This window comes from Microbacterium sp. JAI119 (genome assembly GCF_013410135.1).
In the GTDB taxonomy this organism is placed as follows: domain Bacteria; phylum Actinomycetota; class Actinomycetes; order Actinomycetales; family Microbacteriaceae; genus Microbacterium; species Microbacterium oxydans.
In genome coordinates this window covers 345,967-371,333 of the sequence record NZ_JACCCK010000002.1, presented here as the reverse complement: position 1 = coordinate 371,333, position 25,367 = coordinate 345,967, and the positions used below count along the sequence as shown (strand labels likewise).

At 69.1% G+C, this 25,367-nt stretch carries 30 protein-coding genes; 8 read left to right on the top strand and 22 right to left on the bottom strand.

Going from position 1 to position 25,367, the window contains the following annotated elements:
• Positions 1-48: 48 nt before the first annotated feature.
• The 6 genes from HDC31_RS12585 to HDC31_RS12560 all read right to left on the bottom strand — a co-directional run bounded on the left by HDC31_RS12585 (position 49) and on the right by HDC31_RS12560 (position 4,738).
• Positions 49-858 (bottom strand): flagellar motor protein MotB, encoded by an 810-nt coding sequence (locus HDC31_RS12585; RefSeq protein WP_046747379.1) that lies wholly within the window; start codon positions 856-858, stop codon positions 49-51.
• Positions 855-1,664, bottom strand: a complete 810-nt coding sequence (locus HDC31_RS12580; protein ID WP_113680341.1) for a motility protein A — start codon at positions 1,662-1,664, stop codon at positions 855-857. Before HDC31_RS12580 ends, HDC31_RS12585 begins: the two co-directional genes overlap by 4 nt.
• On the bottom strand, positions 1,664-1,912 hold the full coding sequence (locus HDC31_RS12575) for a flagellar FlbD family protein (protein ID WP_113680340.1): 249 nt from the start codon (positions 1,910-1,912) through the stop codon (positions 1,664-1,666). The genes HDC31_RS12580 and HDC31_RS12575 overlap by 1 nt, the downstream gene beginning before the upstream one ends.
• Positions 1,913-2,058: 146 nt before the next feature.
• Entirely contained in the window at positions 2,059-3,759 is a 1,701-nt protein-coding gene (locus HDC31_RS12570; protein ID WP_113680339.1) for a long-chain-fatty-acid--CoA ligase, read from the bottom strand.
• Between the two features lie 43 nt (positions 3,760-3,802).
• Positions 3,803-4,201, bottom strand: a complete 399-nt coding sequence (locus HDC31_RS12565; protein ID WP_113680338.1) for a hypothetical protein — start codon at positions 4,199-4,201, stop codon at positions 3,803-3,805.
• 255 nt (positions 4,202-4,456) lie between these two features.
• Complete coding sequence (locus tag HDC31_RS12560; protein ID WP_046747384.1) at positions 4,457-4,738, bottom strand: helix-turn-helix transcriptional regulator; 282 nt, start codon at positions 4,736-4,738, stop codon at positions 4,457-4,459.
• A gap of 143 nt (positions 4,739-4,881) precedes the next feature.
• Here HDC31_RS12560 and HDC31_RS12555 point away from each other — a divergent pair, with 143 nt between their 5' ends.
• The 4 genes from HDC31_RS12555 to HDC31_RS12540 all read left to right on the top strand — a co-directional run bounded on the left by HDC31_RS12555 (position 4,882) and on the right by HDC31_RS12540 (position 8,890).
• The gene (locus HDC31_RS12555; RefSeq protein WP_113680337.1) at positions 4,882-6,183 is read left to right on the top strand and encodes an NAD(P)-binding domain-containing protein; all 1,302 of its coding nucleotides are present in this window, start codon (positions 4,882-4,884) and stop codon (positions 6,181-6,183) included.
• 143 nt (positions 6,184-6,326) lie between these two features.
• Entirely contained in the window at positions 6,327-7,472 is a 1,146-nt protein-coding gene (gene arsB / locus HDC31_RS12550) for an ACR3 family arsenite efflux transporter (protein WP_257022155.1), read from the top strand.
• Positions 7,469-8,458 (top strand): metalloregulator ArsR/SmtB family transcription factor, encoded by a 990-nt coding sequence (locus HDC31_RS12545; RefSeq protein WP_113680335.1) that lies wholly within the window; start codon positions 7,469-7,471, stop codon positions 8,456-8,458. Before arsB ends, HDC31_RS12545 begins: the two co-directional genes overlap by 4 nt.
• A gap of 24 nt (positions 8,459-8,482) precedes the next feature.
• Entirely contained in the window at positions 8,483-8,890 is a 408-nt protein-coding gene (locus HDC31_RS12540; protein WP_046747388.1) for an arsenate reductase ArsC, read from the top strand.
• 58 nt (positions 8,891-8,948) lie between these two features.
• Here the strand turns inward: HDC31_RS12540 and HDC31_RS12535 are convergent, their stop codons facing one another.
• The 16 genes from HDC31_RS12535 to HDC31_RS12460 all read right to left on the bottom strand — a co-directional run bounded on the left by HDC31_RS12535 (position 8,949) and on the right by HDC31_RS12460 (position 21,999).
• Positions 8,949-10,109: a flagellar hook protein FlgE gene (locus HDC31_RS12535; RefSeq protein WP_046747389.1), complete on the bottom strand. Its 1,161-nt coding sequence runs from the start codon at positions 10,107-10,109 to the stop codon at positions 8,949-8,951.
• Between the two features lie 25 nt (positions 10,110-10,134).
• Entirely contained in the window at positions 10,135-10,572 is a 438-nt protein-coding gene (locus HDC31_RS12530) for a flagellar hook assembly protein FlgD (protein WP_046747390.1), read from the bottom strand.
• Between the two features lie 20 nt (positions 10,573-10,592).
• A complete protein-coding gene (locus tag HDC31_RS12525) occupies positions 10,593-12,035 on the bottom strand; it encodes a flagellar hook-length control protein FliK (protein ID WP_179516166.1) in 1,443 nt (480 codons plus the stop codon).
• On the bottom strand, positions 12,032-12,463 hold the full coding sequence (locus tag HDC31_RS12520; RefSeq protein ID WP_179516165.1) for a hypothetical protein: 432 nt from the start codon (positions 12,461-12,463) through the stop codon (positions 12,032-12,034). Before HDC31_RS12520 ends, HDC31_RS12525 begins: the two co-directional genes overlap by 4 nt.
• Positions 12,460-13,755 carry a FliI/YscN family ATPase gene (locus tag HDC31_RS12515; protein ID WP_179516164.1) on the bottom strand — a complete coding sequence of 432 codons (1,296 nt, stop codon included), beginning with the start codon at positions 13,753-13,755 and terminating at the stop codon, positions 12,460-12,462. The genes HDC31_RS12520 and HDC31_RS12515 overlap by 4 nt, the downstream gene beginning before the upstream one ends.
• Positions 13,752-14,357 (bottom strand): FliH/SctL family protein, encoded by a 606-nt coding sequence (locus HDC31_RS12510; RefSeq protein WP_179516163.1) that lies wholly within the window; start codon positions 14,355-14,357, stop codon positions 13,752-13,754. Before HDC31_RS12510 ends, HDC31_RS12515 begins: the two co-directional genes overlap by 4 nt.
• Positions 14,347-15,351, bottom strand: a complete 1,005-nt coding sequence (gene fliG / locus HDC31_RS12505) for a flagellar motor switch protein FliG (protein WP_046747395.1) — start codon at positions 15,349-15,351, stop codon at positions 14,347-14,349. The genes HDC31_RS12510 and fliG overlap by 11 nt, the downstream gene beginning before the upstream one ends.
• Complete coding sequence (gene fliF, locus HDC31_RS12500) at positions 15,348-16,970, bottom strand: flagellar basal-body MS-ring/collar protein FliF (protein ID WP_058632716.1); 1,623 nt, start codon at positions 16,968-16,970, stop codon at positions 15,348-15,350. The genes fliG and fliF overlap by 4 nt, the downstream gene beginning before the upstream one ends.
• The gene (gene fliE, locus HDC31_RS12495; protein ID WP_046747397.1) at positions 16,970-17,275 is read right to left on the bottom strand and encodes a flagellar hook-basal body complex protein FliE; all 306 of its coding nucleotides are present in this window, start codon (positions 17,273-17,275) and stop codon (positions 16,970-16,972) included. Before fliE ends, fliF begins: the two co-directional genes overlap by 1 nt.
• Positions 17,275-17,667, bottom strand: a complete 393-nt coding sequence (locus tag HDC31_RS12490) for a flagellar basal body rod protein FlgC (protein WP_021198933.1) — start codon at positions 17,665-17,667, stop codon at positions 17,275-17,277. Before HDC31_RS12490 ends, fliE begins: the two co-directional genes overlap by 1 nt.
• Positions 17,664-18,005, bottom strand: coding sequence for a flagellar basal body protein (locus tag HDC31_RS12485; RefSeq protein WP_046747398.1), 342 nt, complete (start codon positions 18,003-18,005; stop codon positions 17,664-17,666). Before HDC31_RS12485 ends, HDC31_RS12490 begins: the two co-directional genes overlap by 4 nt.
• 113 nt (positions 18,006-18,118) lie before the next feature.
• Entirely contained in the window at positions 18,119-18,415 is a 297-nt protein-coding gene (locus tag HDC31_RS12480; protein WP_061015743.1) for a hypothetical protein, read from the bottom strand.
• On the bottom strand, positions 18,412-18,798 hold the full coding sequence (gene fliS / locus HDC31_RS12475; RefSeq protein ID WP_046747400.1) for a flagellar export chaperone FliS: 387 nt from the start codon (positions 18,796-18,798) through the stop codon (positions 18,412-18,414). The genes HDC31_RS12480 and fliS overlap by 4 nt, the downstream gene beginning before the upstream one ends.
• A gap of 2 nt (positions 18,799-18,800) precedes the next feature.
• Complete coding sequence (gene fliD / locus HDC31_RS12470; RefSeq protein WP_179516162.1) at positions 18,801-20,189, bottom strand: flagellar filament capping protein FliD; 1,389 nt, start codon at positions 20,187-20,189, stop codon at positions 18,801-18,803.
• 69 nt (positions 20,190-20,258) lie between these two features.
• Entirely contained in the window at positions 20,259-21,089 is an 831-nt protein-coding gene (locus HDC31_RS12465; protein ID WP_045263723.1) for a flagellin, read from the bottom strand.
• Positions 21,090-21,198: 109 nt separating this feature from the next.
• Positions 21,199-21,999, bottom strand: coding sequence for a sigma-70 family RNA polymerase sigma factor (locus tag HDC31_RS12460; protein ID WP_113680845.1), 801 nt, complete (start codon positions 21,997-21,999; stop codon positions 21,199-21,201).
• A 196-nt stretch (positions 22,000-22,195) separates the two neighbouring features.
• Here HDC31_RS12460 and flgN point away from each other — a divergent pair, with 196 nt between their 5' ends.
• Genes flgN through HDC31_RS12440 form a run of 4 tightly spaced genes read left to right on the top strand, consistent with a single transcriptional unit; the run spans position 22,196 to position 25,364 of the window.
• Positions 22,196-22,678, top strand: coding sequence for a flagellar export chaperone FlgN (gene flgN / locus HDC31_RS12455; protein WP_113680844.1), 483 nt, complete (start codon positions 22,196-22,198; stop codon positions 22,676-22,678).
• 13 nt (positions 22,679-22,691) lie between these two features.
• On the top strand, positions 22,692-24,101 hold the full coding sequence (flgK, locus tag HDC31_RS12450) for a flagellar hook-associated protein FlgK (protein WP_179516161.1): 1,410 nt from the start codon (positions 22,692-22,694) through the stop codon (positions 24,099-24,101).
• A gap of 13 nt (positions 24,102-24,114) precedes the next feature.
• On the top strand, positions 24,115-24,996 hold the full coding sequence (flgL, locus tag HDC31_RS12445) for a flagellar hook-associated protein FlgL (RefSeq protein ID WP_058632719.1): 882 nt from the start codon (positions 24,115-24,117) through the stop codon (positions 24,994-24,996).
• The gene (locus HDC31_RS12440) at positions 24,993-25,364 is read left to right on the top strand and encodes a flagellar assembly protein FliW (RefSeq protein ID WP_113680842.1); all 372 of its coding nucleotides are present in this window, start codon (positions 24,993-24,995) and stop codon (positions 25,362-25,364) included. Before flgL ends, HDC31_RS12440 begins: the two co-directional genes overlap by 4 nt.
• Positions 25,365-25,367 lie beyond the last annotated feature (3 nt).

The following is a 25,367-nucleotide window of genomic DNA, read 5'->3' as shown; positions in this document are numbered from 1 at the left end:
GAACCGGACTATCGGGCGGTGATCGGCGTGCGTTAGGAGGAAGGGTGCTCAGGAGGCCGGCTTCCCCGCCTGGGCCTGGGGGATGAGGGCTCGCACCTCCTCGTTCGCATCGGACAGGACCACGATGTCGACCCTGCGATTCTGGGCCAGTGCGTCCGGTGCATCTCCGGCGGCGACAGGACGCGTGTCGCCGAAGCCGACCGACTTGAGATGGGCGGGGGGAAGGCCCGAGGCCTCCACGAGGTGTCGCAGCACCTGCGTCGAGCGGCCGGCGGAGAGCTCCCAGTTCGTCGGGTACGGGGCGACCGACCCACGCACGTCGGCGTGGCCCTCGACCGAGATCTCGTTGGTGGTGGTGACCAGTACGGAGCCGAGCGCATCGAGGACCAGGAGCGCCTTGTCGCTGAGCGTCGTGCTGTTCGTGTCGAAGAACGTCTCCGCGCTCACCAGCCCGATCGTGAGGCCGCGCTCGTCGATCGTGAAGGTGACATCGGCCTCGAGACCGTTGTCGGCGAGCACCTGGCGCAGACGCTCGCGAAGCGCCGAGAGCTCGTTGAACTCGGTCTGCGCGGCGGCCAGGTCGACGTCGGCGAAGTCCTCGCCCTTCTCGTCGACCAGCTCCGGGGGCACGACCACGCCCGTCGTGGCGTCGATCTCGTCGGACGGCTCCTGCCCGAAGCCCGTGGCGAGAGAAGCGCTCAGAGCCTCGAACTTCTCCTGGTCGACGGTCGACATGGCGAACAGCACGATGAACATGCACATCAGCACGGTCACCATGTCCATGTAGGACGCCATCCACCGCTCGTCCGGACCGCTGTGCTCCTCCTGCGGCACGCGGCGACGGGCACGGACGCTCATGACGCCTGCTCCGTCTCCTCGGCTGCTGAGGTGCGGGCCTTCCGGCCGGATCGGGCAGAGGGACGCTCGGACACCAGCGCTCGCAGACGCTCGTTCACGAACTGGGGCGGAGCGCCGGCCTGGACCGCGAGCATGCCCTCCATGAGCACCGTCATGCGCTCGACTTCGAGCTCGCCGAGCCGCTGCAGGCGACCGCCGATGGGCAGCCAGATGAAGTTTGCCGAGAGCAGACCCCACAGCGTCGCCACGAATGCTGTCGCGATCATCGGACCGAGGGTGTCCGGCTTGTCGAGCTTCTCGAGCACGTGCGTGAGGGAGACGACGGTGCCGATGATGCCGACCGTTGGCGCGAAGCCTCCGAGCGTCATGTAGAAGCGTGAGGCGGTGCGGTTGCGGGCGGCGGTCGAGGTGAGCTCGTCCTCCAGCAGCGTGCGCAGGTCTTCCGCGTCCGTGCCGTCGGCGATGCTCTGCAGTGCCTGGCGCAGGAACGGGTCCTTCTCGTCCCCGAGTCCCTGCTCGAGGGCGAGGAGCCCTTCGGCACGCGCCTTCTCGGCGTAGCCGACCACCGTGTCGATCATGCTCGACGCGGTGCGGCGCTCACCGCGGAACGCGCGGGGGAGCGATTTGACCGCATGCAGCGCATCGCGCATGGTGCCGCTCGCGATGCCGACGGCGATCGTGGCTCCGAAGACCAGCACCATCGGGGCGGGGATCAGCAGCGATCCGAGGGTCGCGCCCTCGAGGTTGATCATGGCGATCAGGGCGCCGAACGCGAGGATCAGTCCGAGGATGAGAGACGGATCCATCAGAGACCGACCTCAGAAGCGGGGGCCGCGGAATCGGTTCCCGCTGCGGCGATCAGGGCGGCGGCGGTTGCCAGCACCCCGGCGCGGAACCGGGTGATCTGCGCGATCACGTCATCCATCGTCTCGGTGACGACGAAGGTCGCACCGTCGACCATGATGAGCGTCGTGTCCGGCGTTGCCTGGACACGTTCGATCAGGTCGGGATTCACCGCGAACCGCGAACGGTTCAGGCGCGTGAGGACGATCATGGGCTCCATCCTGGAAAGATCCGTCCGCGTTCCGAAGAGCACAGACCCGACGGCCCGTCCTGGGCTGTCGGGGGTGACTGTCGGCCGGACGGCGTTGCGCGTTAGGCGGGCTCGCCGTCGGTGATCGACGCCAGGATTCAGCGGACTCAGCGGTCGGCGAGCAGCTGGTCGCGCACTTGGCGCCGCAGCACCTTGCCGATGAGGGACCGGGGGAGGTCGTCGACGGCCGTGATCCGTCGCGGCACCTTGTAGGGCGTGAGCCGGGTGCGGCAGAAGTCGCGCAGCGCATCGACCTCGAGAGCAGCTCCGTCGCGGAGCACCACTGCCGCGACGACCTCTTCTCCACCGTGCGGCTTGGGGAGACCGACGACCGCTGCGGCCTCGACATCGGGGTGGGCGACGAGCGCATCCTCCACCTCGCTCGGCGACACGTTGAAGCCTCCCGTGATGATGAGTTCCTTGAGCCTGTCGACGATGGTCACGAAGCCGTCGGGCGAGACCTGGGCGATGTCGCCTGTGCGGAGCCACCCGTCGGGCAGCAGCGCGTCGGCCGTCTCACCCGGACGACGCCAGTACCCCTGGAACACCTGCGCGCCGCGCAGGAGCAGTTCCCCTGGATCGCCGGCGGACAGGTCGACATCGGGGTCAGCGGGGTCCACGATCCGGATCTCCGTGCTCGGGAAGGGCACACCGACGGTGCCGGGGCGACGTGTCGGGCCCATCGGGTTGCCGAGCGCCACCGGCGAGCTCTCCGTCATGCCGTAGCCCTCGACGAGCAGGCCGCCGGTCGCCTCCTCCCAGCGTTTCACCGTCGCGACAGGGAGGCTCATCGCTCCGGAGATGGCGAAGCGCACGGTCGAGAGGTCGATGGTCCCTCGGGCGGCTGCGCGGGCGAGAGCGTCGTAGATCGGCGGCACGGCCGGAAGGAACGTGGGTGGAGTCGTCCGTGCCGCAGCCGTGACCAGGCCCAGGTCGAACGCGGGGAACAGGACCAGCCGCGCTCCGATGCTCATCGCGAAGGTCAGGCACAGAGTCATGCCGTACGCGTGGAACAGCGGCAGCACACCGTAGAAGGTCTCCTCGCCGTCGACGAGTCCGGGCACCCACGCCCGCCCCTGCATCGCATTGGCTCGGAGGTTGGAGTGGGTGAGGATCGCTCCCTTCGGGACGCCCGTCGTGCCGCTGGTGTACTGCAGGAGTGCGGTGTCGTCCAAGGTCGGCCCCGGCACTCGGCGTGAGATGCGTCGGTGCGCAGCGAGCTGCTTCCACGCGATCAGGTGCCGCGCTTTCGGGGTGCCGGTGAGCTTCGCGCGGGCCTCGCGGGCTTTGGGCAGAGGTAGACGGAGAGCGAGGCGCTTCGACAGCGGCATCGCCTCGGTGATGTCGACGCTCACGATGTGCTCGACCCTGACGTCGGCGGGGAATCCAGCGATCGTGTCGGCGGACTTGTCCCACACGACGGCGACCCGCGCCCCATGATCTTCGAACTGGTGGCGAAGCTCGCGTGCGGTGTACAGCGGGTTGTGCTCGACCACGATCGCCCCGAGCCGGAGGATCGCATAGAACGCCACGACGTGCTGCGGGGAGTTGGGCAGTACCAGGGCCACCCTGTCGCCGGCGCCGACCCCGAGCCGACGCAATCCCTCGGCGGCCCTTTCGACCTGCTCGCCGAGGTCACGGTACGACGTGACGGCACCGAAGAAGTCCAGCGCCGGTCGTCGAGAGAACGCCTTGACACTCGCGGCGAGCATCTCGGGCAGCGTCTGCGATGGTTCCTCGATCTCGGCGGGAACGCCGTCCGCATAGGAATCGAGCCAGGGACGTGCGGCGAGCGGTGATGCGGACATGTCTTCCATCCTGCCCGCGAACACTGTGTGCCGACTCCGTGCCTCAGCCGACGAACAGCAGGACGACGGAGAGGACGACCGCACAGCCTCCGACCGCGGCCAGAGTGATCCCGAGCACCTGGAAGGCATGGAGCAGCGGTCGTCGGGGCTCGAACCGCATCAGGCCGGGGTGACGCGCGCTGACGAACGCGTCGACTTCCTCACGTCCGCGCCAGTGGACGGACTCGTCGGAGCGGAGCGCTCGTTCCCGGAAATCGCCGGACGCGAACCAGCGGGCGCGTGCCCGGCCATCCTGCTCCTCGACGATGACGACCTCCTGAGGCAGCCAGGAGCCGTCATGCATCTTCACCAGGAGCACGATGACGAGCAGGGGCAGGCCGATGCCGAGCCCGATCCAGGACAAGACCTCGGCGATGGTGCCGAATGCGTCGAGGGCGTTCATCTCCGGCTCCGTTCTTCCGGATACGACAGTACCGGGGGAGCGCGGGGTGTTCGGATCAGCTGGGCCCTGGCGGAAGCCCGTGACCTATGGAAGGGGCCTCGGTGACGCCGGCTCGTGCCGAAGGGTGTGGAGCACTGCCCGCGAGCCGACGAAGAAGTGCACGCCATCCTCTTGGAGCCGAAGGGGACCGTCAACACGGGGGACGCCGGCGGGGAGATGACCTCGGAGCTCCGCGAGCTCTGACGATCGAGGTGCTCAGACCGCGTGGAGAGCAGCGGCAGCCGCATCCATCGCGTCGACGTTCAGAGCGAAGTACGCCCACTTGCCGCGCTGTTCTCGCGTGACCAGTCCCGCTTCCGCGAGCAGTTTCATGTGGTGGGACACCGTGCCCTGCGAGAGTCCCACAGGCTCGGTCAGGTCGCAGATGCACGCTTCTCCGCCAGCTCCGGCGGCGATGAGCGACAACAGTCGGACGCGCGTGGGGTCGCCAAGCGCTTTGAAGACCCGGGCAACGCGTTCCGCATCCTCGACGGTCATCGAGGGTGCTATTGGCGGAACGCAGCAGGATGTCGCTTCGATTGTCGTTGACACGCTCACGGGTCTAGTCTGCCACGTATTGACAATCTTCGATAGGTGAGCGACAGTCTTCATATTGAACTTTGTCAATGTGAGGAGATGTCATGTCTGAGCTACCTGTCGTCATCGTCGGAGCGGGTCCGCAGGGCCTCGCCGCCGCGGCGCATCTCGTCGAACGCGACGAGAACGTGATGGTGATCGAGCGTGGTGAGGGGCCTGCTGCTGCGGTTTCCGAGTGGGGACACGTGCGCCTGTTCTCGGCCTGGCCGGAGCTCGTGGACGCTGCAGCACGTCGTCTTCTTGAGACGACCGGCTGGGCTGCACCGGTGTCGGGATATCCGACCGGTGCCGACTGGGTGGACGGCTACCTGGCGCCTCTGGCGAATGCCTTGGGTGAGCGGGTCCACTACGCGACGACCGTCACCGGAGTCGCTCGTCACGGCCGTGACAAAGTCGTCGAGGGCGGTCGCAGGGGCCAGTCCTTCGTCGTGCATACGGTCAGTGCGGACGGACAGGAGTCGCGAGTTCTCGCTCGCGCTGTCATCGACGCGAGCGGCACTTGGGCTCTTCCGAATCCGGCGGGAGCGGATGGATATCCCGCCCTCGGGGAGGCCGCAGCATCGGATCTGATCTCGTACCGCATCCCGGCTGATGTGTCAGAGCTCGCGGGCTCGCACGTCGTCGTCGTGGGAGCGGGGCACTCTGCCGCGCACGCCGTCCTGAGATTGAGCGAGCTGGCACGACGGGCCCCTGGCACCCGCGTCACCTGGATTCTCCGTAGGGGGGCGGCAACGAACGTCTTCGGAGGCGGCGCCGGAGATGAGCTTCCCGAACGGGCCGCGCTCGGCTCGCGCGCGCGCAAGATGGTCGACGCGGGTGTCGTGGAGCTGGTGACCGGATTCCGGGTCGCCGCGTTCCGGCAGACCGCTGACGGGCTGACCGTGGTCGCCGAAGACGGGCGCGAGGTGGAAGGTGTCGGTCGCGTGTTCGCACTCACGGGCTTTCGGCCGGACACTGAGATGCTGCGAGAGCTCCGGATCGATCTCGATCCCGCGCTCGAGGCGGTCGCTGGCATCGCGTCCGAGATCGACCCGAACATCCACTCCTGCGGATCCGTGGGTGCCACGGGAGCGCGAGAGCTCGCGCAGCCGGAGCAGGGGTTCTTCATCATCGGCGCGAAGTCCTACGGCCGGGCGCCGACCTTCCTCGCGTTGACCGGCTTCGAGCAGGTGCGAAGTGTCGCCGCGCACCTCGTGGGAGATCATGAGGCCGCAGGGCGCAGCGAGCTCGTCCTCCCCGATACCGGCGTGTGCGGGGGATCCGGCGACTTCGACGACGACGCGGGCAGCTGCTGTGCGGCTCCCTCGGCTATCCGGATCGGCGCGCGGCCCGTCACTGTCGGCTGATTTCCGGTGGCGGAAGGGCGGGGCTCCTCAGAGGAGGCCCGCCCTTCCATGTCCAACCGACGAATCAGGTTGCCAGGGTGCCCGGCAGATGAACTCCCCGAGCAGCGATTGCGTTCTATATTTATGAATGTCAATATAGACGTATGCCGATACAAGAAGCTGAGCTTGGAATCATCGGGTCCGGCCCTGCGGGGTGCACCGCAACCGTGCCCACCACAGCCCCGGCCGCTCGGCGTCTGTCCACCTTGGATCGGTGGTTGCCGCTGTGGATCGGCCTGGCCATGGTCGGGGGTATCCTCGTCGGCCGCTTCATCCCGGGCGTCTCCGATCTCCTGGCCGGCCTCAAGCTCGGTGGGATCTCCGTTCCCATCGCGCTCGGCCTGCTCGTGATGATGTACCCGGTCCTCGCGAAGGTCCGCTACGACAAGGTCGCCGCCGTCACGGGTGACAAGAAGCTGCTCATCTCGTCGCTGGTGCTCAACTGGATCGTCGGCCCTGCGCTGATGTTCGTCCTCGCCTGGGCGTTCCTGCCCGATCTGCCCGAGTACCGCACAGGACTCATCATCGTCGGGCTCGCGCGCTGCATCGCCATGGTCGTCATCTGGAACGATCTCGCCTGCGGTGATCGCGAAGCGGCCGCAGTCCTTGTCGCCATCAACTCGGTCTTCCAGGTCGTCGCGTTCTCGCTGCTCGGCTGGTTCTACCTCACCGTGCTCCCCGGCTGGCTGGGGCTGGACTCGCAGGGGCTGGAGATCTCGGTCTGGCAGATCGCACTGAACGTGCTGATCTTCCTCGGCATCCCCCTCATCGCCGGCTTCGCCTCCCGCCTCATCGGAGAGCGTGCGAAGGGGCGCGACTGGTACGAAGACCGCTTCCTGCCGAAGATCGGTCCCTGGGCCCTCTACGGGCTGCTGTTCACCATCGTGCTGCTGTTCGCCCTCCAGGGGGAACAGGTCACCAGCCGCCCGTGGGACGTCGCCCGGATCGCGCTTCCCCTGCTCGCCTACTTCGCGGTCATGTGGTTCATCGGCCTGTTCACCGGGAAGACACTCGGACTCGGTTACGCCCGCTCTTCGACCCTGGCATTCACCGCGGCCGGCAACAACTTCGAGCTCGCCATCGCCGTCGCCATCGGCACGTTCGGAGCGACGTCCGGGCAGGCCCTCGCCGGCGTCGTCGGCCCGCTGATCGAGGTCCCGGTTCTCGTCGGGCTCGTGTACGTCTCCCTCTGGGCGGCCCGCCGCTGGTTCCACACCGACCCGTACACCGCTGAAAGGATGCCGTCATGAACGTCACCGCTGCGACCGACACTGACACCTGCAGTCCCGTCGCCACCCATGCCATCGGTCTGGAAGCAGCCTCCTCAGTGGCGGCCACCCTGAAGGCGCTGTCGGACCCGCTGCGCCTGCGGATGCTGTCGGCCATCGCCTCCGACCCGCGCGGCGAGTCCTGCGTGTGCGACCTCGCCGAGCTCGCCGATGTCTCGCAGCCGACGGTCTCCCATCACCTCAAGGTGCTCAAGGACGTCGATGTCCTCACCTCCGAACGACGCGGAACCTGGGTCTGGTACCGCATCAACCCGACCAGGCGCGGGGCCGTCACCGCATTGCTGGACTCCTTCGCCCCCGCCTCTGTCGCACCCGGAAGCATAGACGACGACGGTCCACTGCGACCGGACTTCGACGCACGGGTGACCCGTCTCGCCGAGGAGCTCGCAGCGGAAGTTCCCGAACTCGAAGCAGACGTCGTCCTCACCACCGTCCGCGAGTCCTACACCGCGCTCGCACGCACCGCACGCGTCACCTCAGCACTCGTTCCGCTGACTGAGCGCTTCGCCCGTCAACGGCTCGCGGACCTGACCCGCGACCGCGAGGCTGCAGCACCCCAGGTGCTCTTCGTCTGCGTCGCCAACGCGGGGCGCTCACAGCTCGCTGCCGCTCTCGTGAACCAGCTGGCTGCCGGAAAGGTCGTTGCACGCTCTGCGGGTTCCGCCCCCGCCGACGTCGTCCACCCGCACGTCCGCTCGCTTCTCGCAGAGATCGAAGGCGACCAGGCTGCAGAGCGCTTCCCGAAGCCGCTCACTGATGACGCCGTGCGTGCAGCCGACGTCGTCATCACCATGGGGTGCGGTGATGTCTGCCCCATCATCCCCGGCGTCCGCTATGACGACTGGGCGGTCGGAGATCCTGCCCTCGCGTCGCGCGAAGGCGTCGAAGCCATCCGCGACGACATCGCCGAACGCGTGCGTGCGCTCGTCGACGAACTCCTCAACTGACAAGACCTCTCACCTGGAGCAACCATGACTGACACGACCACCAAGCCCTCGGTCCTCTTCGTCTGCGTGCACAACGCCGGACGCTCCCAGATGGCGGCCGGTTTCCTCCGCGACATCGCAGGGGACCGCATCGACGTCCGCTCTGCCGGTTCCATGCCCGCCGACCAGATCAACCCGATCGCGGTCGAAGCTATGAGCGAGCTCGGCATAGACATCACCTCCGAGCAGCCCAAGGTGCTCACGACCGAAGCCGTGCAGGCATCTGACGTCGTCATCACGATGGGATGCGGCGACGCCTGCCCGTTCTTCCCGGGCAAGCGCTACGAGGACTGGAAGCTCGACGACCCGGCAGGCCAGGGCATCGACGCTGTCCGCCCCATCCGCGACGACATCCGCGCGCGCATCGAACAGTTGGTGAGCGAGCTCGTCTGACGTCGGGGGAGCCGCGGCGCGCTCGTGAGCATGCAGGCCGCCGCGGCTCCCCGACGGCTCAGCGCTTGAGGTTCGTCAGCTCCTGCAGCACCTCGTCGCTCGTGGTGATGATGCGGGCGTTGGCCTGGAAGCCGCGCTGCGCGACGATCAGGTTGGTGAACTCCTGCGACAGGTCGACGTTGGACATCTCGAGAGCGCCGCTGATGATGCCGCCGAGACCGTCGGAGCCCGCCTGACCGAGCGTCGGCTCTCCGGAGTTCCCGCTCGGCCGGTACTGCGAGGAGCCCGCCTTCTCGAGTCCGCCGGGGTTGACGAATCCGGCCAGCGCGACGCGGGCGAGTACCTCGGTGTCGCCGTTGCTGAACGTGCCGACCAGGCTGCCGTCGTTCATCAGCGCGTACGAGCTCAGGGTGCCGGCCGGCTTGCCGTTCTGCTCCTTGATCGCGACGTCGCTGACATCCGCGAAACCGGTGACCGCTGAGAGGTCCACCGTGACACCACCGGAGACGATGGACGAAGCTGCGCCCTGCTTGCCGTCCGTGAACGTGAGAGCGGTGTTCGTGCCGCCCGGTTCGGTGACGTTCCAGCCGGTGGCCGTGCGGGTGAAGGTGAGGCGCAGCGAGGTCGCCGTACCCTCGGCGTCGTAGGTCTTGATGTCGCGCACCAGCTGCTCGCCCACGGCGGCACCCGAGGGCAGGTTCCCCGTGACACGGGCCGTGGTGGTCGCCGCGGCGGGGCTGAGCGCGCCGACCGGAAGTCGGATGTCGCCGATGCCCTGACCGGGGACGATGACGCCGTTCTGCGCCGTCCAGCCCTGGACAAGGGCACCGTCTGCCGAGACCAGCTTGCCGCTCGCGTCGAACGAGAATCCACCGTTGCGGGTGTAGAGGGTCTCGCCGCCCGAGCGCACGACGAAGAATCCGTCTCCGGCGATCATGAGGTTGGTCGGCACGCCCGTGGGCTGCGGTGCCCCGGAGGCGAAGTTGGTGCTGATGCCGGCCACCTGCACGCCGAGGCCGACCTGGGCGGGGTTCTGACCGCCGGCGGCCTGCTGCGGCATCATCGAGTTGCGCACGAGCTGGGAGAGCGAGTCCTGGAACTGCACGGCCGAGGCCTTGAAGCCGGTCGTGTTGACGTTGGCGATGTTGTTGCCCGTGACGTCGAGCATGGTCTGGTGGGAACGCAGACCCGAGATTCCGGCGAACAGAGAGCGGAGCATGGTGATGCCTTTCTGGATGGACTGGTCAGGACTGCGGACGGGGAGCGACGGAGACGCCGGAGACGGCGTCGAGGGGGATGGAGGCCTCGCCGATGGTGACCAGCGGCACGGCGCCGGCATAGGACACCGATGTGACGATGCCCTTCTGGGTGACACCCTTCTCATCGACGTACTGCGCCTCGTGGCCGATCAATGCCGCAGCGGTCTGACGCATGCTGAGGGCGAAGCTCTCGGTCGAGGTCGCCGTGAGGGCGGTCAGCTGCTCCATGGAGGCCAACTGCGTGGTCTGCGAGATCATCTCGTTGGTGTTCATGGGCGAGCTGGGGTCCTGGTTGGTCAGCTGCGTCACCAGGAGCTTAAGGAAGACCTCGGAGTCGAGCGTCTTCTTGCGCTCGGACGCGGGTGTGGTGCTGCCGGTCTGCACTCCCGAGGGCGGGATGGTGCCGGAGATCGGTTCGACCATGGTCGTGGGTTCCTCTCGGATCAGGCGAAGATGTCGATGCCGCCGTGCGGCGAAGTCAGCGGGGAAGTCGGATCGACGGATAAAGGGTGATCCGCGGAAGGTGAGCCTCCCGGCACTGCGGTTCCGGTCGTCCCGTCACGGCCGTTCGGTGTTCCCGGTCCCGCCCGACCCTGGTCCGCCCCCGCGGTGTGCGAAGACCCACCGGCTGTACCGCCGCCGGAGCTCTGCGGGTTCGAAGCGGCGGGTCCGTCGTCCGAGCTCGACAGCAGGAGGGACGCATGGGGTGCCGCGGCGACGAGGTCGCGACGGAGGTCGACGAGGATCGCGCGCAGCGCCTCCCTGCCGAGGTCGTTCGGCGCGTGCAGCTCGATGTGGATCGCGCCCCCGGAGATGTGGGCGCGCACCGTCACGGGACCGAGGTTCTCGGGCGACACGGTGAGCGTGAGGCTGTGGTCGCCGTCCGGTGCCTGCGCGAGCGAGACGATGGGGGTCGCGATCTGGGTGAACAGCGCGGGACGGGCCGTCGCGACGACGCTCGGAGCCGCCGCAGTGGACACGGGCGTCGCGGGGGTCGTGCCCCCGATCGCCGGAGTCGCGGTGGACGCGTCGCCGGTGGCATGGGGGACCGAATGCGCCGGGGTCGCCGACGGGCCGGTCGGCGCGACCGGGGCCGTGGACTCCGACACCGGATCCGACGGGACGATCGTCTGATCCTCCGCGCCCGCTGCTCCGCGGGCATCTGCTGCGGTGCTCCCGCCGGCGGGGAGGGCCGCGGTGGTCGAGAGCGCTGACGCGGCAGTGCCGGCGTTCCCCCCGCTGGAAGTCGATGTCGAAGCCGAGGTCGAGGTCGAGGTCCAGGTCGAGGTCGAGCTGAGCGCATCCGTCTCCGGAGCAGCCACCCTCGTCGCATCCGCCGACATCCTCAAGGCCGCCGGTCCGCTGAGCGGCGGCGATGGCAATGCACCGCCGGTCGCGAGACCTGAGGCGGCGGCGACCGATCCCACCGGGGACGGTGGCGACCCGATCTCGATCACGCCCGCTGCCCCTTCGCCCACGGCAGTGCCGCCGGACGCACCCGTCGACGCGGCGCCTCCCGGGGCGTGAGCCGTCGGCGGTGTCCCCGTCGGAGCTCCGACGCCGAGCAGGGTCTCCTCCACGGGCAGAGCCGGGCTGGTCGGCACGGGGGTGGGCAGGGCGACGCTGGGCGGAACCGGACCGGATGGCACGGGTGAGGCCGTGGGGTCGGACGGCGCGGGGTGAACTGTCGCGAGATCGGGGGAAGAGTCGTCGGCGGGCGCGCTCGCCGACGTGTCAGCCGCCCGATCGTCGGTGGCACGCGAGGCATCGATGATGACATCGGCGAAGGCCGCGGCCCCGGGGGTGGGCTGACGGGCGTCGGCGGGCGATCCCGCAGCACGGTTCATCCGCGGGGTGAGCATGTCGACGATGCCGAGAGACGTCATGCGTGGTCCTCCGTGGTCGTGCTGCTCGTGCGCGAACCGATCTCGTCGAGCTCCGTCTGCTCGGCCTGCAGCTCCGCGGTCCGCATCCGGAGGGCGTGCGCTTCGGCGAGCCGGTCGAGTCCGCGCATCGCCCTCCGCGCTTCGGCGTGCTCTGTCCTCGCCTCGTCCACCGTCCGCTTCTGCAGTTCGGACAGGGTCGTCAGGTCGACCAGCAGGGTCCGGCCGGCGACGCGAGCTGCCGCGAGCGCGGCGAGGGAGCGGACGTCGACGGCTTCGCTTCCGACCCCGGACAGGTGCGCGCGGAGGGATCGATCGCGCGCCTCCGTGTGCTGCGCGTCGATCACGGCGCGCGAGAGGCGCTGGGCCGCTGCGCGTTCCTGGATCTCCCTGACCCGCAGCAGACCGGCGAGCGAGAACGACCGCTTCATGACACTCCTCCGAACGATGCCACGAGGTCGTCCAGGCGACGCCAGGAATCCTCGATCTCACAGGTCTCGTCGAGGGGCTGCGTGAGGAACGCGCTGATCTCCTTCTCATGGGCGATCGCGGCGTCGATGCGGGCATCCGCTCCGGCTTGATATGCACCGATGTCGATGAGGTCGTTGGCGCGTCGGCGGGCGGCCAGCACGGCGCGGAGCGTCGCGGCGTGCGTCCGGCGCTCGGGCGTCGTGACCTTGCCGGCGACACGCGACACCGATCCGAGCACGTCGATCGCGGGGTGGTGGCCTGACAGTGCGAGCGCCCGGTCGAGCACGACATGGCCGTCGAGGATCGACCGCACCGTGTCGGCGATCGGCTCGTTGTGGTCGTCGCCGTCGACGAGCACCGTGTAGATGCCGGTGATGGAACCGCGCGTGTCCGTGCCTGCCCGCTCGAGCAGACCGGCGAGGAGGGAGAACGTGGAGGGCGGGTATCCGCGGGTGGCCGGAGGCTCCCCGGCCGAGAGCCCGATCTCGCGCTGCGCCATGGCGACGCGCGTGAGCGAGTCCATCATGAGGATGGCGTGTGCGCCGTCGTCGCGGAAGGCCTCGGCGATCCTGGTGGCGGTGTACGCGGCGCGGATGCGGGCCATGGCAGGTTGGTCCGAGGTCGAGACCACCACGACGGAGCGGGCGAGTCCTTCCGGCCCGAGGTCGTCTTCGATGAACTCGCGCACCTCGCGTCCGCGCTCGCCGACCAGCGCGATCACGGTGACCTCTGCTTCGGTGCCCCGCGCGATCATCGACAGCAGCGACGACTTCCCCACACCGGAACCCGCGAAGAGTCCGACGCGCTGACCGCGTCCGACGCTGACGAGTGTGTCGAGCGTCCGTACGCCGAGCGGAAGGGGCGAGTCGATCCGGTCGCGGCCCATGATGGAGGGCGGAGCATGGTCGAGGCTCACCGGCACAGCACCGGTCAGCGGACCCTTCCCGTCGATCGGGCGGCCCAGACCGTCGAGGACGCGTCCGAGGAGCGCTGCTCCTGTCGGCACCCGCAGTGCTCCTCCGCGAGCGCGCACAGGGGCTCCCACCGTGAGGCCGGCGACAGGGGCGAGCGGCATGCAGCGCAGTCCGCCCTCGCTGATCGCGACGACCTCGGCATCGACACCGTCCAGCGTCACGACGTCGCCGACGGCCCCGTCGAGGCCACGCACCTGCACGCTGAGGCCGCGTACCTGGGAGACCTCGCCGATGCGCTCGGGTCGAACCGCCTCGCGCACCGCGCCCCAGACGCTCACGGGGCGTGCTCCGTGAGGGCGCGACGGGCGCGCTCGAGCGCGCTTCCGATCCTGGCGTCGATGTGGCCGTGAGCCAGGGTGGCGACGGCATCTCCCCGGTGGAGTGCGTCGTCGGCGACGAGGGCGATGTCGCTCGGCTCCGCGGCGGACGTCTGCAGGGTCGCGAGGTCATCCGGGTTCAGGCGCACCTCGCGGATCGCTTCGGGGCCCGCGCCGGTCATCGCGCGTCGGAGGGCGGCGGCCGCGGCCGCCCCTGGCTCGGAGAGCTCCGAGACCAGGATCAGTTCCGCGAGCTCGATCGCGCAGCGCAGCACCTGGTCCTCACCGGCGGCGGTGAGCTCCCGTTCCCGGTCTCCCAGGGATCGCGCTGCGGCGTGGAGCGCGGCGACCGCGGTCTCGATCCGCTGCGCCTCGGCCGCCTGGCTCGCTGCCCGCGCCTCGTCCGCCGCGCGCTGCTCCGACTCGGCCTCCGCGCGGCCGGCGCGGAACCCCTCCGCATGCCCGTCGGCGTAGCCGCGCGTGCGGGCGATCGCGTATTGCTCGCCGTCCTCGCGGCCGTCGAGACGCGGGAACAGCACCGGTGCGAAGGCCTCAGTAGACATATTCGTCCTCGTCGGCGCGTTGCACGGTGATGTCGCCGGCGGCCTCGAGCGCGCGGATCGTGCGCACGATCTCCGCTCTGGCCTCCTCGACCTGCGAGACGCGCACGGGGCCGAGCGTGCGGGCCTCCTCGTCGAGGTTCTCCCTGTTGCGCTCGGAGACGTTGCGACGGATGAGGTCGGCGATGGGCTGGTGCGCGCCCTTGAGGGCCAGTGCGAGCGAGCGGATGTCCATGCCCCGCAGCACGCGCTGGGTGTCGCGGTCGTCCAGCTTGACGATGTCGGCGAACGTGAACATGCGCGAGCGGATGTCCTCGGCCAACGCGCTGTCCCTGTCCTCGATGCTCGCCAGCAGAGCCTTCTCCACCGTGGCGCCGGAACGGGCGATGATCTCGACGAGGGGCTCGACGCCGCCGAGCACCTCAGGAGTGTCGCGCGCCGCGAAGGTGCCGGTCCGCGCCTTGAGGGCGTCCGCCACGATCGCGATCGCCTCCTGAGATGCGGTACCCATCGTCGCGATCGCGTGGGCGACGTCCGTGCGTGTGGGGTCGGGGAGCGTGGAGAGCACGGCGGCAGCACGGTCCGTGGGCAGATGGGCGAGCACCAGGGCGACGGTCTGAGGAAGTTCGCCGTCGAGCAGCGTCGCGAGTTGAGCCGGGTCTGCGGATCCGAGGAACTCGAAGGACGAGTTCATCGACGACGATCCGACTCTGCCCAGCACGGCGGCCGCGCGTTCGGCGCCGAACGTCGCCTCCAGGAGTCCCGCTGCGATGTCGCGCCCTCCGCGGGCGGGTGGCAGGTGGCCCGACGCGATGCGGTGGAACTGGCCGAGCGCCTGAGCGGTGGTCGCCGCGTCCAGGTTCTGCAGGTCGATGATCTCGGCTGCGACGGCCTCGGCCTCCGCTTCGGACAGATGCTTCATCACCTCGATCGCCTGGGCGCGATCGAGGTTCATCAGGACGACGGCCGCTGTCTGCCGATCGGTCAGTCCGGTCATACCTGCTGCCTGTCGTCGATGAGGGTCCGCAGCAGGTCGGCTGTGCGCTTCGGGTCCTGCCGCGTGAGGGAGTCGATCTCCGCGCGCCGGCGCTCGAGGCTCACCTGCGCGGGCTCGGGGTCGGGCTCCGGCTCGGGGTCCGGCGTCGTCTCGAGGAACGCCAGCGGCGTGGTCGGCGCCTGATCGATCGCGGCGGTCGCGCCCGCGTCGAGGGCGGAGAGCGCAGGCGGACGGGCGCCGAAGAGCTCCTCGAACTCGGTGTCGGCCCCGCGGCGTCGGCGCGCACGCATGATGAGTGCGGCGAGACCGGCGAGCAGCGGGATGGCGATGGCGGCTGCGATGATGACGGTGTTCAGCAGCGCGGCCTGGCGCTCGGCGCCCTCGGCGTCCTTCGCCGCCTGGAGTGCCGCCTGCGCCGCCTCGGAACTGGTCTGGTTGAAGGCGACGAGCTCGACGGCGATCGAGTCGCCGCGGTCGGTGTCGATCCCTGCGGCGGTCTCGACGAGGTCGCTCAGCTGCGCGGTGCTCAGGTCGCCGCCCGCACCGGCGTCGACGGCCACGGACACCGACTGCCGCAGCAGCGAGCCGGCGGGTGTCGAGGTGCTCTGCGTGCTCTTGTTGACCGCGTTGGTCTTCGAGGTCTCCGTCGACTCGGAGGTGCCGTCGCCCCCGGCCGAGGGGACCGCGATGTTGTCGGGGCCCAGCACGCCGGCGTTCGAGCTCGAGCCGTTCTGCGTGTCGGTCCTGGTCTGCTCTGTCAACGGGGGCGCGCCCTCGGCGGGCGTGTAGGTCTCCTCGACGCGCTCGTTGACGGAGTGGTCGATCTCGGCGACCACGGTCACCTTGGCGTTGCCGGGGCCGACGACCGTGTCGAGCATCTGCTGCACGTTCGCGGTCACCCGTGCTTCGTAGTCGCTGGCCTGCTGGTCGATGCCGCCGGTCGTGCCGACGCCGGCGGCCGAGAGGGTCTGGCCGCTCTGATCCACCACGGCCACGTTCTCCGGCTTCATGCCGCTGACCGCGGCCGAGGTCAGATGCACGATCGCCTCGACCTGCTTCGGGGAGAGCGTCGAGTTGCCCGAGGTCTCCACGAACACGGAAGCCGTGGGGTCGACGGTCTCGGAGACGAACACGCTCTCCTCGGGGATGGCGAGCTGCACCGACGCGGCCGTCACGCCCTTGATCGAGGAGATGGTGGCGGCGAGCTCGCCCTCGATCGCGCGCTTGAAGGTCACCGACTGCTGGAACTCGCTCGTCGTGACGCCCATCTTGTCCAACAGCGAGTACCCGCCGGAGCTCGCGCCGGGAAGACCGGCGGACGCTGCGGCCAGGCGCTGGTCGTACACGTCCTTCTCGGGCACGAGCACCGTCGCTCCGCCGTCCGCCAGTTCGTACGGCACCGACGACGAGCGCAGCTGCTCGACCACGGCGTTCGCGTCGGAGGCGCTCATGCCGGAGAACAGTGGGGTGTAGGTCGGGCGGGTGAGCCAGCTGGAGAGCGCGACGATCCCGAGGGCGAGCACGGCGACGCCGATGATCGCGATCGTGCGCTGCGCGAGCGAGAAGCCCGCGATCACGCGCCCGATCCGCTGGAACACGTTGGTGACGGCCTGGGGCATCAGGCTTGCATCCGCATGATCTCGTTGAACGCGTCGACGCCCTTGTTGCGCACGGCGGCTACGAGCTCGAGGGTGACGGCGGCCCTCGACGACGCGATCATCGCCGAGTGGATGTCATCGAGGTCTCCGGTCACCGCGGCGACCTTGAGCTTGTCCGACTCCGACTGCAGCGTGCGCAGCTCGTCGATGGCGCCGGTGACACTGTTCGCGAACGCCGTGTCGTCGGTGGCCTTCGCGGGGGCGACGGCGGGAGGGGCGAGCGTGAAACTCGAGGAGATGGCTTCGATGCCGGGGAGTGCGGCCATCAGCTGCGTCCGATCTGCAGGGCGGATTCGTAGGAGTTGCGGGCGCGGTCGACGATGGCGGCGCTCGCCTGGTAGCCGCGCTGCGCGAGGATCAGCTGGCTCATCTGGTCGCCGAGGTCGATGTCCGGATAGCGCACGTAGCCGTCTGCGTCGGCGAGCGGGTGGTCGGGCTGGTGCACCAGACGTCCCTGTGCACTGCCCTGGGCGGTGCCGGCGACGTACACGCCGGGGGACTGGTCGCTCGTCTGGGCGAGGATGTACCGTGCGCGGAATGCCGCACCGTTGCTGGGAGCGGCGGTGTTGATGTTGGCGATGTTGTCGCTGATGGCGTCGAGCCACTTGCGGTGCACGGTCAGGCCGGTGCCGGCGATGCCGATCGCGTCGAAGGTCATGAGGTCCTCATCGCGGTGCGCATCGATGTGAACGAGCCGTTCACGGCCTGCGTGGCGAACTGGTAGCGCAGCATCGTGTCGATGCTGGAAAGGGTCTCGGTATCGAGGTTGACGTTGTTGCCGTTGAGGCGCGTGGGCTCGAGCGAGGTGCCGACCGTCGCCCCGACCCGTCCATCACCCGCATCGATCGACCGGGCGAGAGCCTGCTCGAACTGCACGCGCTTGGCGTGATAGTTCGGGGTGTTGATGTTGGCGATGTTGTCGGAGATCGCGCGCTGGCGCTGCGCGAGGCCGTCGAGCGCGCTCGTCAGCGCGTTCATGGTCACAGAATCGAACACGAAACCGGCTCCCCGTGTGTGGGTGGTATGGCCGATCCATGGCCGAAAATTGCGAGCCATCCGTGCTCTCCCTGCTCTATCGGCAGGGTTCAGCGCGACGTTAGGGAGCGAGCTCACCCATCGACGTCGAGGTAGGCAGGCTCCTCCGGCCGACGGGTGCTGGGGATGCGGCTCACGGCGCCGAGATGCCGGCGCATGCCGTCGAGGTCGGAGCGGGCACGGTCCATCGCTGAGCGCTGGAGGTCGATCACCCGCCGGGCGCGGTCAGCGAGCTCGGCGGGAAGCGGCGTGCTCGGCGGCGTCCACGGGGCGAGGTCGGCGTCGGCAGCGGCACCGGGGGCGGCATCGAGGATCTGCTCGGCCTCCTGTTCGAGCCGGTCGAGCAGCGCGGTCCACTCTTCCCCGCTCACGCCCGCGCCTCGGCGACGGTGCGAGCGGCCTCGTGCCAGGCGTCACGCAGCGGCGCGACGATCTCGTGGCACGCGTGCGTGCGCTCCGGGTCGCGGCCGATGTTGGCGCCGATGAGCGTCTGCGACAGGAAGACGTACAGCGAGCGCAGGCCGGCGCTGCCGTTCCAGTCGTCGGTCAGCGAGGACGACAGCTCGGAGACGATCGCCTGGGCGTGCTGCAGCTGGGCGTTCGCCTCGGTCCAGTCCTCTGCGCGCTGAGCGATCTCCCCGCGCTCGATGTCGAGCAGGAGACGGTCGTAGAGCATGGTCACCAGACGCTCGGGCGGCGCCGACAGCACGGCGTCGTCACGGTAGCGCTGCTGGGCGCGGAGCGCGGCGTTCATGCTCACTTCCCCGAGTTGGAGCTCGAGCCCGGAAGGGCGGCGATCTGCGAGGTCAGGTACGAGGACTGTGACTGCAGTTGCGAGAGCATCACCTCGAGGCGTGCGTAGGTGCGCTCGAGAGTGGTCTTGCGCTGCGCGAGGCGGACATCCCAGCGCTCCATCTGCTCGCCGAGTCCCTTGACCTCGCTCTCCTGGCCCGTGATCCGCGTGGTGAGGAGCCCCTCGTACTTGTCCGAGTACACCTTCGCGGTGTCCTGCACCCGCGAGGCGATGTCGGAGAACAGTCCTGCGACGGCATCCGGGTCCTTCGCGAGGGCTTCGGCGAACTTCTCCTCGTCGAAGCTCATCACGCCGTACGTGTCGCTCGAGATGCCGATCGACGAAGGAGAGACGCCGTTCACGGGGTGCTGCACCGCATCGGCGAGGGCCGTGCGCAGTCCCCGGACTGCGCTGTCGCCGGTGAAGACGCCCAGAGTGGTCTTGTCTCCCTGCTTGGCGGCGATGGTCGCCTTCGAGCCGTTGTCGATGCGGGTCAGGATGTCCTTGACGGCGGCGATGAACTCTGCGGAGGCCTTGGTGCGAGCAGCGGTGTCGACGGCGACGCCGATGGTCACGGGCGCCGCCGAGGCCGCGGAGACGGTCACGTCCACCCCGTCGAACAGGTCGGTGAAGGTGTTGCTCGACGAGGTCAGCACCTGCTCCGCGCTGGTGCCGGCCCACAGGCGCACCTGGGCGTCGGCACCGACGTCGATGACGGCCGCTCCTGCTTCGGTGGAGATGTCGGAGGCGGTGCCGGCCGCTACCGCAGCGGTGTCTCCGCGGTAGGCGCGGAACTGGCCGGCCTCTCCCGAGTCGGCGGCCCGCAACTGCAGGCGGTGCATCGGGTTGCCGTCGGCGTCACGTCCGGCGGGGACGGCCGCGGCGACGATGCCGAAGCCTGCTTCGTTCACCGCGCGGGCGACATCCTGCATCGACGTGGAGTCTGCGGTGACCTGCACGCGTTCGCCCTTGGCGTTCTCGAGGGTGATCACCGGTGGGTCGACGGGCCACCCGGCGGAGGCTGCGGAGACGATCGTGTGGTTCTTGGCGACCTTGTCGACGACGATGTCGGCCGAGAGCGGCGCGGCACCATCGCGGGTGGCGACGGTGACCGTCGGCGAGGAGGACGAGGTGGTGAAGCGGGCGAGTCCGTCGCGGGTCGCGGCCTTCTCGGCTGCCGTGGCGAGGTTCTGCACCGCCGTGTTCAGGGTGCGCAGCTGGGTGACGATGCCGTTCTTGTCATCCATCTTCGCCTTGAGCAGTGAACGGGGGATGGAGGCGACATCCATCAGCGCCTTGATGACCTCGGTGGTCTTCAGGCCGGAGACGAGGCCGTCGAGCGAGAGGGACATGGTCGTCTTTCCTGTTGAGGAGCGGACAGGGTCCGGACGCCGGTGGGCGTCCGGACCCTATGACGTGGTTCAGCGCAGGAGCTGGAGCACGCCCTGGTTGGCCTGGTTGGCCTGTGCCAGCATCGCCGTACCTGCCTGGGACAGGATGTTCTTCGACGTGAACTTGACCATCTCGGACGCCATGTCGGTGTCGCGGATCCGGCTCTCGGCGGCGGAGAGGTTCTCCGCCGACACGTTGAGGCTGTTGATGGTCGACTCGAAGCGGTTCTGCAGCGCACCGTAGCCGGCGCGTGCGGTCGAGACCGCCTGGATCTGCGTGTCGATACCCGCCAGCGCGGCACCGTACGTCGCGGCGTCCGTCATGGTCCCCGCGAGCGTCTTGATGTCGGCACCGAGGGTGGCGAAGTCGGTCAGGGCGACCGAGATCTGGTCCTCGGCGGCGACGGAGCCCGCACCGACCTGGAACGTCAGCGTGTTGCCGCCCGAGAGCAGCTTGATGCCGTTGAAGTTCGTGCTGCCGGCGATCCGGGTGAGCTCATCACCGAGGGTGTTGATCTCCTTCTGGATCGCGTCGCGCGACTTCGTGTTGTTCGAGTCGTTCGCACCCTGAGCGGTCAGGTCGCGAACGCGCTGCAGGATCGAGTGGACCTCGGTCAGGGCGCCTTCAGCGGTCTGGATGACCGAGATGCCGTCCTGGGCGTTGCGTGCCGCGACGTTCAGGCCGTTGACCTGCGAACGCAGGCCCTCGGAGATCGCGAGGCCTGCAGCGTCGTCGGCCGCGCGGTTGATGCGGAAGCCGCTGGACAGCTTCTCGAGCGACTTCGACAGGTCGTTCTGCGTGTTGGACAGGTTGCGGTAGGCGTTGAGTGCCGACACGTTCGTGCTGATCTGCATACCCATAAGGGTTCTCCTCCGTGAATGGTGTTGTGCGGGAGACCATCCGTGGTCTCCCGGTCACACCTATCGGCGGAGGTTCCCGGCGCGTTAGTCGGGCCGGCGGGGAATCGGCTCAGGCAGTCGCCGATTCGCGGAAGACCCCGGCGATCCGGGAGCCGGCGGCGTCCGCGATCCTGGTGAAGTAGGCATCGCGGGCCGCGGGGGAGACCCGCGTCGTCGCTGCCGGCGTCGACCCCTCTGCGTAGTAGCGGTCCAGGGCGTCGCGCAGAAGCCGGATCGCTTCCGAGCGCTGCTGCGACACCGCGGAGTGCGTCACCCCGAGCTCCTCGGCGATCTCCTTGACGGGGCGTTCGTCGAAGTAGACCGCCTGCACGATCCGCCGCATGCGCTCCGGCAGGGCGATGACCGCCTGCTCGAGCACCTCGCGCCGTTCTCCCACCAGTGCCGATTCCTCGGGGAGGGGGATTTCGGCGGTGACGTCACGGGCGGCGGGGTCGTCGAGAGTGGTCAGCATCCTGGCGGCGTCGCCGAGTGCTTCGATCACGACGTCCTTCGCGACGCCCATCGCGGTGGCGACCTCGGCGACCGTCGCGGTGCGGCCGAGCCCGGCGGTCAGCGCCTCGCGGACGGCGACGGTCTCCTTGATGCGTTTGCGTATGCCGCGGGAGGCCCAGTCCATTGAGCGCATCTCGTCGGCGAAAGCGCCGAGGATGCGTCGGCGGGCGTAGGCCCCGAAGGGTACGCCGAGCTCCGGATCGAATGCTTCGGCCGCTGTCACGAGCGCGAGTGCTCCGACGGCCGCGAGCTCGTCGCGGGGGATGTGGGTGGCGCGGGCATGGGTCTCGGCGGCGAGGTATCCGACCAGGGGGAGGTTGCTCTCTATGAGCAGATTGCGCTCAGCGCGCGACGACATGGGGGATGATCCACCTCTCTGGATGCACTCCGAAAGATCCAAGGAGATGAACAGATGTACATATCACACGTTTTGTGATTTGTACATGGGGAGAACTATCCATCGCCGTTCCACATAGTAACGTTAGGCAGACGCTGGCCGATAGTGACCTTTGGCCGCGTTGTCAGGCGGGGCGATCACTGGGGAAAAGGGGATCATGGGAGCCAACGAACTATCGATACAGCTGTGGCGAGAGCGCGAGCTGCTCGAGATGCTGCTGTTCAAGCTCGATGAGCAGCAGCTGCTTCTCGCCGCCGGGCGATCCCAGTGGATCCAGTTTGCCGCACGGGAGATCGATCAGGTGCTCGATCGACTGCGCGGCGCAGGCCTCGCCCGCACCCTCGAGGTCGCCACCGTCGCCGAGGAGTGGGGAGCTCCCGAGGCGTCGACGATCCGCGAGCTGATCGAGCACGCGCCGGAAGGGGCATGGCAGGAGGTGTTCGCCGACCATCTGCGAGCGCTGTCGAAGCTCGCCGCCGAGGTCGAGCAGCTGCGCGACGCCAACGCCGAGCAGCTCAGCGGAGTGCTCCGCGCGACGCAGGAGACGATCGCCGCGCTCGGGCACGACACGGGCGAGTACACGACCAAGGGTGACCGCGCGCGCGACGACGCCGCGCGGATCATCGACACCGAGATGTGACCGAGAGGGGATCATGTCGACCTTCAGCGGATTGAACACGGCGGCCAGCGGACTGGCGGCTGCCCGACGCGGCATGGACGTGGTCGGGCAGAACATCGCCAATCAGAAGACGGAGGGGTACACGCGGCAGCGTGTGACCACCTCGGCCGTCGCGGCCATCGCGCAGACCGGACGGTTCAGCGTGGGCGCCCTCCCGGGGCACGGCGTCTCGATCGACGGCGTCGCACGCCTGGGTGACGCCCTTCTCGACGCCAGGGTGCGCGACGCCCTCGGCGCTTCGGGGTACTGGTCGACCAGGGCGGTGGCCGCGACCACGGTCGAGGCATCGCTGGCCGAGCCCACGGCGAACGGGCTCGCCGCCCGGCTGTCCAAGTTCTGGTCCGGCTGGCAGGACCTCGCGAACACGCCGGACTCGGGGGCAGCGGCCTCGAGCATCCTGGAATCGGCGAAGGAGCTCGCCTCGCACATCGCCGGCGGGTACCGGAACGTCGCCACCCAGTGGAGCAATGCGCGCGACTCCGCCGACCGCACGGTCTCCCAGGTGAACGCCACCGCCGACCAGATCGCGGTCCTCAACGGAGAGATCCGCGATGCACTCGCTTCCGGCCGCTCGGCGAACGAGCTCATGGATCAGCGCAGCGTCCTCGCGCAGAACGTGGCCAGGATGTCCGGCGCGGCGGCGACCATCGAGAGCGACGGCACGATGACCGTGCGGCTGGGCGGCAACGCGCTGGTATCGGGTTCCGATTCACGCCACCTGGTGCTGACCGGGCCCGCCTCGATCGATTCGGGGCAGCGGTTCAGCCTCTCGTGGGCGTCTGCGCCCGATCTGCCCGTGTCGATCGACGGCGGTGAGCTCGGTGCCTCGCTGTCGGTGCTGGCCCCGGCCTCCGAAGGCGGCATGCTCGCCGGGCTCGCGGCGACGTACGACAAGGTCGCAACGACGCTGGCCGACGCCATGAACGCCCAGCACAGGGCAGGGGTGACCTCCACCGGCCAGGCCGGGGGAGACTTCTTCACCGTGCCGACGACGGGCTCCGCCGCACTGGGCGTGACCGTCGCCGTCGGCTCGGCCTCCGAGCTCGCGCTCGCGGCGCCCGGTGCCGGTGCCCTGGACGCGACCAACGCCGACCTGATCTCGCAGATCGGTCGGAGCGCTGGCTCCCCTGACGCCGTCTGGTCCGATCAGGTCACCCGGTTCGGGGTCGCGACAGCGGCCGACGTGCAGCGCGCGAAGCTCTCCGACTCCGCAGCTGTCGCCGCCGTCGGAGCCCAGCAGTCGGTCGCCGCTGTCGACGGCGACGAGGAGACCATCAGCCTGCTCACCTACCAGACCGCCTATCAGGCCGCCGCCCGTGTGATGACAGCGGTGGATGAGGCGCTCGACGTCCTGATCAACCGCACCGGCCTCGTCGGACGCTGAGCGAAGGAGCACCGTGATCTCTCGAGTGACGTCATCCGCCATGACGCAGACGGCCATGCGCCAGCTGCAGTCCAACCTCTCCGAGCTGGCGCGTCTGCAGGAGCAGGCGACATCCCAGCGTGCCTTCGCCGCACCGTCCGACGACCCGGCGGCAGCGGCCACGGCACTGGCGCTTCACGCCGAGCAGCGTCGCACCGAGCAGTATGCGCGCAACATCGACGACGGCCTCGCCTGGGTCACCGCTGCCGACACGGCCATCACGGCGAGCACCGCCCTGCTCGCGCGCGTGCGTGATCTGACGGCCCAGGGCGCGAACGACGGGGCGCTGGACGCGACGGCCAAGGAGGCGTTGGCGGTCGAGCTCGAAGGCATCCGCAAGGAGATGCTGTCCCAGGCGAACACGCGGCTGCTCGGCCGTTCCGTGTTCGCGGGCACGTCCGACACGGCCGCCTTCGCCGCCGACTACAGTCACAGCGGGGTGCCGGGAGCGGAAGTCACCCGTCGGGTCTCCGACGCCGCCTCTGTGCGCGTCGACACCGACGGCGCCGCGGTCTTCGGCACGGGAGACGACTCCGTCTTCGCGCTCGTGGACAAGATCGTGGCGGACCTCCGCTCCGGCACGAACGTCGGGCCCCGGCTCGGCGAGATCGACAGTCGACGCACCGCCATGCTCGGGGTGCAGGGCTCGGTGGGAACCAGGCAGTCCCAGATCGAACGCGCCAAGGAGGCGGCAGTGCAGAATTCCGTGTCCCTCGAGTCCCGCAGGACGGCGGTGGAGGACGTCGATTCGATCGAGGTGCTCGTGCGTCTGCAGGCGCAGGAGCTCGTGTACCGTTCGGCGCTCGCCGTCAACGCGCGTGTGCTGCAGCCGTCGCTCATGGACTTCCTGCGATGAGCGCCGTACTGACGTTCATCGCCCCGCCTCCGGGACTGGCTCCCCATGTGGACTTCGCACTCGCCCCCGTCGACGGGTCAGACGGGTTGTTCTCCCTGCGGGCGGTCGAGGATGCGGAACTGCGCCTGTTCCTGGTCGATCCTCGGACGGTGCTGAGCGACTACGCGCCGACCCTCAGCGATGAGCAGGCGGACGGCCTCGCTCTCGGCTCTCCCGACGACGCGCTGGTGCTGGTGGTCGCCCACCCCTCGTCCGAGGGCGTGAGCGTGAACCTCCTCGCCCCCGTGATCGTGAACCAGACCACAGGAGCCGCCGCGCAGGTGATCCTGGAAGACCAGGACTACCCCCTGCGCGCGCCGCTCGGCTGACCC